We start from the raw sequence: 6,884 nt of genomic DNA, 5'->3' as shown, positions 1-6,884 counted from the left end.
GCACACCGGTCGCCCCCGAAGCCGTCCGCACCCTCCTGATGAATGCCACACCGTGACACTAGAACAAATCCCATTAGTGCGTGAAAAACCATGAAGCAGCCCGCATCACCGCAGGTCAGCACGATACACTCCCGAAATATCCCGGCCCATGAGCCAAGTCAGGCCACAGCGGCAGCTTCATCTCGGCCGAGGACTCCGCCACCCGCTCACGGAACAGCCGGTTCTCCTCAGCCTGCGCGGCCTCGCGCTCGGCGTCGGCAGCAGAAACAGCAGGAGCACCAGCACCGGAAGCAACCACCTCACGGCTCGCCTGCTTCCGCGTCAGCGCCCGGTAGAACTTGTCCGCCAACGGCAGCGCAATGTAGATGCCCGCGTACACACCCAGCACCGTGGTGATCAGGTTGGACACGGCGGCCATCCCAAGGACAGCATCCTGGTCGCCCGGGTAGGCCGCAGTAATGCTCGCAACCGACGCAGCCATCATGGAACCGGACCCCACGCCGGCACCCATGGCCAGCGCCAGCGGATCGAAGATCTTCCAGTTGGCCACCAGCGAGGTCAGCAGCGTGATGAACACGGCACCGAACAGCGTCCCAAACACATACATAGCCAGCACGCCGCGGTACTGGTCAGAGTCCGGCCCGTACTTCTCGGACACCATGGCAAAGGACGGCTCACGGTCCAGCGAGAACGTGGCACCCACCGTCGCCTTGCCCATCCGCAGCAGCACAGCCACGCCCACCAAGGCAGCCGCCATACGCTGCAGGTCGATCCCAGCGGCTTGAACTTCTGGATGGACACCAGCAGGCCCAGGATCAGCCCCACAAAATGATGATGGCGCCCGATGCCCAGGTCGGTCTTCGCCTGCCCAATGAACTGGACGGCGAGGGCAACCACGAACGCCAAAGCGGCCACGGGGATGGTCCCCTTGGTGCCGGCCTTATCTGTCCGGGCTGCTTTGACAGTGCTCATGATGCGCCTTCCCGGGTGAATGTACGACGGCGGTACGCCGCTTGGGTGAAGCGTTGACGTTGGCTGGGGATGAGGAACTCAAAATGTCGTACCCTCCTGCGAAGCTTTGGTTATGGAAACCAGAGCGGTTGTGGGCACGGAGGGCAAGGCCGGGTTGGCGGCTGCTGTCACGTCCCTGGCCGGGCTCGCTGACGAGCTTGCAGCCGTCCTGGCCTGTTCTCCTGAGAGCTCGGATCGCACCAGTCGTGATGCCGATGCCGATCCCTTGCAGGAACTTGCCGATTCGTGCTTGGACGGCCTTGGAATTGTGGCCCGGATTGAAGCAGCCACTGCGGCGGCAAAAGTTCAACTGCTTGCGACCTATGCAAACGCAGCAGACGCATTGGAGGGGCCAGTGAACAGTGCCTACGAAGCCACCGCGCGGGAAATGAGCACCGTGGCAGAGGTTGCTTGCGCGCTCACCATCGGCGAGCGTGCCGCATCCGCCCTCCTTGGGGAAGCCCACACGTTGACCACTTCCTTGCCGGCCGCACTGGATGCGTTGCAAGCCGGCAAGATTTCATGGCAGCACGCCCGGATCGTGGTCGATGAAACCATGGGCCTGGACAAGACCGCTGCCGCCGCCCTGGTGGCGCACTTCCTGGACCCCGAGGCTCCCAACGCGGCCCGGGGTGCATCCGCCGGGGAGTTGGTTCCGGCCCGGTTCCGGCGGAAGGTCCGTGCTTGGCGGGAGCGCCATCACCCCGAGTCGCTCGAAACCAGGCATGTGAAGTCGGTTGAAGACCGCCGGATGGAGTACTCCCCGGACCGCGACGGCATGGCCTGGGTATCGCTGCACCTGGCCGCGGACAAGGCCTGTGCCATCTGGAACAAGACGTCCGCTTTGGCACGCGGGCTGCAGGGGCCCGACGAGACGCGCACCCTCACCCAGATCAAGGCGGACGTGGCGGCAGAACGGCTGCTTGGTGAGACAGGACAGCTCGCCGGGGCCGGGCCGTCCCTCAAAGCGGATGTGTTGGTCACCGTCCCGGTCTTTTCCCTCTTCGGCACCACAGACGAACCCGCCGACCTCGATAATTACGGGCCTATCCCTGCATCGATGGCGCGGAAGCTTGTCGCGGAAGGTGCCGGCTCGTTCTACCGGGTCCTCGTGGACCCCCGCGACGGAGCTCCGCTTGAACTTGGCCGCACCAACTACCGGCTCACAGAGTCGCTCAAACGGTGGTTGAGAATGCGCGATGGAAAATGCACCTTCCCTGGCTGCAGCAATCCCAGCCTGGACAACGAGGCGGACCACCTCAAAGCCTGGGAGCACGGCGGATCGACCGGAATCAGCAACCTGGGACAGCTGTGCCCCAAACACCATCGACTCAAACATCGAACCGGATGGAGCCCGGGTCCTGCAGCCAGGAATGAGCCGCCCGGCTGGATCTCGCCCACCGGCCGCCAATACAACGCCGAACAAGCGGACCGTGAACCGACAGTCTGGCCCCCGGGGTGCTTACCGGAAGAAACGAGCCCCTTGGAGGCAATAGTGGACTTCCTCATCGCCTCATAGTGTGCCGCTCCCTGCTGCCTCCTGGTGAAGTGGCTGTCCCTCTGCACCCTTGCAGCTTCCGAATGGACGCGGCCCCGCGCCAGAAAGAGGCCGACACAACTCCCGCCCCTTTTCTGTTGTTCCCTCTCGTTTACCGCTCAGCAACCAGGGGGCCTGTCACCGTTTCAGCAGGTCAAGCAGGCTTTTCACGCACCCTTCCGCCCGGCACACCCCAGGCCGGGCACATCCCCGAGGTACCAGGAGTACTCCGTGTTCGTGAAAAGCACCCTCGCCGCCGTCGCCCTTCTCGCCACCCTGGCGGGGGCAGCAGTAGCCCCCGCCCAAGCCCATGCCGGGTCACCCAAGCCAGCTCCCGTCGTCGTCGGCCAGCCCCTCGCCGGGACACACGCCCACAATGACTACGAGCATGACCGCCCGCTGTTCGACGCCCTGGAGCACGGCTTCACCAGCGTCGAGGCCGATGTGTGGCTGGTGGATGGCGAGCTGCGCGTGGCCCACGACCTCGCGAACGCGAAGCAGGGCGTCACGCTCGAGAGCCTCTACCTCGACCCGCTCCAGGACCTGGTCCGCAGCCAGCCCGGCCACGGCGTCTACCCGCACTGGGACGGCAGCCTGCAGCTCCTGATCGACATCAAGAGCGAGGGCGAGGCCACCTACGCCGCCGTCGAGAAGGAACTGTCCGAACACCGCGACATCATGAGCCGCTATACCAACGGCAACGTCAAAACCGGCCCGGTCACGGCGGTCATCAGCGGCAACCGCCCGCTGGCCACCATGCAGGCGCAGACCCAGCGCTTCAGCTTCTACGACGGCCGCGCCGCCGACCTCTCCTCCGGCCTGCCCGCCGCCCTGATGCCGCTGGTCAGCGACAACTGGACCAAGCTCTTCACCTGGCAGGGCGTCGGACCCATGCCCGAAGCCGAGCGCACCAAGCTGCACGCTTTCGTCGCCACGGCACACGCCAACGGCTACCGCGTCCGCTTCTGGGCCACCCCGGACCAGCCCGGCGCCGCCCGCGACGCCGTCTGGACCGAACTCGCCGACGCCGGCGTGGACCACATCAACACCGACGACCTCGCCGGCCTGCAGCAGTTCCTCACCGCCCGCAGCGCCTAAGCCCCCGCGCCCAGACCGTACGAGAAACAGGACCATCACCATGCCTTCAAAGACAGCCAAAATTACGACGGCGGCACTCACCCTGGCGACCGGCCTCCTGGCGGCCCAGCCCGCCTTCGCCGAAACCGCCCAGGCGGCCGACAACGACAACAACCAGGCCTTCACCTTCGGCGTCATCGGCGACATCCCCTATGGCGCCACCGAGATCGCCAAGTTCCCGTCCCGCGTCCAGGACCTCAACGCGGACAAGGACCTGAAGTTTGTAGCACACGTAGGCGATATCAAGAACGGCTCCTCAGTCTGCTCAGACGAGTACTTCTCCTACATCCGCGCCCAGTTCGACACCTTCACCCACCCGCTGGTCTATACGCCCGGCGACAACGAGTGGGTGGACTGCCACCGCACCAACAACGGCGCCTACAACCCGCTGGAACGCCTGGACAAGATCAGGGAAGTCTTCTTCAACGAACCCGGCAAGACCCTGGGCGCCACCATGCCGGTCAAGAGCCAGGAGAACCTGGGGCTCCCGGAGGACGTCCGCTTCGACAAGAACCGGGTGGCCTTCTCCGTGCTGAACGTCCAGGGCAGCAACAACTCCCTCCTGCCGTGGACCGGCTTGGGCAAGACCGCACCCACGCCCGAGCAGCTCGCCGAGGTGGAGCACCGCACGGACGCCGTCATCGCCCAGATCCACCAGACCTTCGCCGACGCCAAACGCAGCAACGATCGCGCCGTGGTGCTCATGCAGCAGGCCGATATGTTCGACCCGTCGCTGCTGGCTGACGCCACCGCCAACCCGGCTACGGTCTCCGGCTTCCGCGAGATCGTGCAGACCATCGTGGACGAAACCAACGACTTCGACGCCCCGGTCTACCTGGTCAACGGCGACAGCCACGTCTTCGCAGAGAACCAGCCCCTTGCGGCGGGTTCACCGTGGCTGAACATTTACGGCTCGGCCGCCGCGGACAACCTGCAGCGCATCACGGTGGACGGCGCCAACAACGCTGTCGACTACCTCCGCGTCACCGTGTCCGTCAACAGCGCCAAGGGCGCGGACGTCCTGAGCTGGGAAAAGGTCCCCTTCAGCAAGTAGCCACATACCCAAGCGGACGACGCCGGGTGCCCACCCGGCGTCGTCCGCTTGGGTATTTAAGCTCTGGACACGGGTAGTCGCCGGATCTATCGTGCAGGGGTGGCGGCTGCCTGACTGGCAGGACGGCTAGAGTTGCCAGTCCGCTGTTGCTGCCGTCCGTCATGAGGAGGAAGCAGATGGAACACGTTGAAGAGACCGTTGACGTCGCAGTCCCGGTGCGAACCGCGTACAACCAGTGGACCCAGTTCGAATCCTTTCCGCAGTTCATGTCCGGAGTGGAATCGATAACCCAGCTGACCGACACCACCAACCACTGGGTTACCAAGGTGGGTGGCGTCCAGCGGGAGTTCGACACTGAAATAGTCGACCAGGAGCCTGACGACCGGATCGCCTGGCGCAGCACCGACGGCAAGTCGCATGCCGGCATCATCAGGTTTACGCCGCTGGACGCCAACCACACGAAGGTCAAAGTCCACTTTGAATGGGCGCCGGAAACCGTCACCGAAAAGGCCGGCGCCGCGCTGAAGATCGACGAGATGCAGGTCAAGGCCGACATGCGGAAGTTCAAGGACTTCGTCGAATCCCGCGGCACCGAAACCGGCGGCTGGCGCGGTGACGTCAAGGACGGCGGCCCGGGCCAGTTGTAAGAAGCGTACGACGGCGGGTGGGCACCCGCCGTCGTACGCTTCAATTTTGTGCTTGGGAAAGAGATCAGGGCGAGAGTTCTTCGAGTACCCTGCCTTTGGTTTCGATGGCGAAGAAGACAGTGATAAGGCCACCAATGAGGGCGACAGCGGCGAAAACTGAGAAGACGTAGCTGATCCCGTAGTTGTCGACGATCCAGCCAACCAGGATGGGCCCGATCGCGGAGCCGGCGCGCAGCCACGCGCTGCCGAAGCCTGTGCCAATCGCGCGTAGCCGTGTCGGGTAAAGCTCTGAGGAGTAGAGGTAAAGCGAGAAGGAGATGGTCTGGAGGATCGCGTAGGCGATGCTGGCGAATACAACGACCTGTGTTGCGGAGACGGCCCCGAGGGCAGTGAGCACGACGAGCGGAATGGTGGCGGCGAGAAAGGCCCACGCGTACCAGCGCTTGCGGCCGACCCGGTCAATGAGCAGTGCGCAGAGGATGGACGCCACGACGCCTACGGCTGATGTCACCCAGCCGTAGGCGAGGCTGGTTTGCAGCGGCAAGTTGAACGTCTGCTTGTAGAGCGTGGGGAGCCAGGTGACGAGGCCGTTGTTGACCATGTAGACGCAGATCCAAAGCATCCAGATCATGAGGGTGCGTTTGCGGTAAATGCCTGAAAAAAGTTCGCGCCAACTGGTGCGGGCTGTTGCCTTCGGGTCCACTGGCCGCACAACGGGCTCGGAGAGCGTATGTCCGGCTTTGAGTGCTTCCCTCTCCAGCATGGTGACAACCATGTCAGCCTTGTTGACGTGCCCGCGGGCCGCGAGCCAGCGGGGGGATTCGGGCATCAGCCAGCGCATGGGAATGGTAAGCACGGCGGGAATGATGCCGACGACGAACATCGCCTTCCAGCCCACGACCGGGACGAGGAAGTAGCCTGCAATACCGGCGAACATGAGTCCGACAGGGAAGATCACCTCATAGAGGAGGAAGAACCTGCCGCGCTTCTTGGCCCCGACGAATTCGTTGATGTAGGCGCTGGCGACCGGGACTTCACCGCCGGTGCCGATGCCTTGGATGAATCTCAAGATGATCATCGATGTGGCGCCCCAGGCGAAAAGGCAGCCCACGTCCATGGAGACAAAGAGCAGGATGGTGATGAGCAGGACGGGAAGCCGGCCGATTCTTTCCGCGAGTTGGCCGAAGAAGAGGGAGCCGAAGATTTGGCCGACATATCCGGCAGAGAGGATCATCCCGATCTCCCCGGCGGTAAGGTGCCATTCCGAGGACAGCTGGGGCATCGCGAAGGCGATGGCCAGGACGGTGTACGCGTCAAAGAACGTGGCTGACCCGATGACCACGCGGATCAGGGTCAGGCGTCGGGTGAGCGGGAGCCTTTCGAGGCGGGCTACGAGCTCGGCATTGATCCTGGCGGCGTTGGCGCCGCCCGCCATGGTAGTGGTGTTGTTCGGCTCGCGCATTGCGAGTCCTCCTTCTCCAGCATTGATGCTGGGGTC

General features: G+C 64.1%; 5 protein-coding genes and 1 pseudogene. 4 read left to right on the top strand and 2 right to left on the bottom strand.

Annotated elements, in window-relative coordinates; genetic code table 11:
• Positions 1-151 precede the first annotated feature (151 nt).
• Positions 152-972 (bottom strand): annotated as a pseudogene (locus tag IEW19_RS21010) (DUF3100 domain-containing protein); the annotation flags it as partial.
• A gap of 112 nt (positions 973-1,084) precedes the next feature.
• On the opposite strand from IEW19_RS21010, the gene IEW19_RS21005 reads away from it, so the two are divergent.
• From IEW19_RS21005 to IEW19_RS20990, 4 genes are all read left to right on the top strand, one after another.
• On the top strand, positions 1,085-2,530 hold the full coding sequence (locus IEW19_RS21005; protein WP_188573511.1) for an HNH endonuclease signature motif containing protein: 1,446 nt from the start codon (positions 1,085-1,087) through the stop codon (positions 2,528-2,530).
• 249 nt (positions 2,531-2,779) lie between these two features.
• A complete protein-coding gene (locus tag IEW19_RS21000; protein WP_188573510.1) occupies positions 2,780-3,646 on the top strand; it encodes a phosphatidylinositol-specific phospholipase C/glycerophosphodiester phosphodiesterase family protein in 867 nt (288 codons plus the stop codon).
• A 40-nt stretch (positions 3,647-3,686) separates the two neighbouring features.
• Positions 3,687-4,739 carry a metallophosphoesterase family protein gene (locus tag IEW19_RS20995; protein ID WP_188573509.1) on the top strand — a complete coding sequence of 351 codons (1,053 nt, stop codon included), beginning with the start codon at positions 3,687-3,689 and terminating at the stop codon, positions 4,737-4,739.
• Positions 4,740-4,915: 176 nt separating this feature from the next.
• Positions 4,916-5,386 (top strand): SRPBCC family protein, encoded by a 471-nt coding sequence (locus IEW19_RS20990; protein WP_188573508.1) that lies wholly within the window; start codon positions 4,916-4,918, stop codon positions 5,384-5,386.
• A gap of 64 nt (positions 5,387-5,450) precedes the next feature.
• On the opposite strand, the gene IEW19_RS20985 is transcribed toward IEW19_RS20990, so the two are convergent.
• Positions 5,451-6,848 carry an MFS transporter gene (locus IEW19_RS20985; protein ID WP_188573507.1) on the bottom strand — a complete coding sequence of 466 codons (1,398 nt, stop codon included), beginning with the start codon at positions 6,846-6,848 and terminating at the stop codon, positions 5,451-5,453.
• Between the last annotated feature and the right edge of the window lie 36 nt (positions 6,849-6,884).

It is taken from the genome of Arthrobacter liuii, assembly GCF_014639275.1.
GTDB lineage: Bacteria > Actinomycetota > Actinomycetes > Actinomycetales > Micrococcaceae > Arthrobacter > Arthrobacter liuii.
The sequence above is the reverse complement of the archived record's forward strand: the minus strand, read 5'-3'. Positions and strand labels throughout refer to the sequence as shown.

Bases quoted from the DNA above. Each gene is read 5' to 3' on its own strand.
- IEW19_RS20990 (WP_188573508.1), top strand. From the start codon at position 4,916: ATGGAACACGTTGAAGAGACCGTTGACGTCGCAGTCCCGGTGCGAACC.
- IEW19_RS20995 (WP_188573509.1), top strand. From the start codon at position 3,687: ATGCCTTCAAAGACAGCCAAAATTACGACGGCGGCACTCACCCTGGCG.
- IEW19_RS20985 (WP_188573507.1), bottom strand. From the start codon at position 6,848: ATGCGCGAGCCGAACAACACCACTACCATGGCGGGCGGCGCCAACGCC.
- IEW19_RS21005 (WP_188573511.1), top strand. From the start codon at position 1,085: ATGGAAACCAGAGCGGTTGTGGGCACGGAGGGCAAGGCCGGGTTGGCG.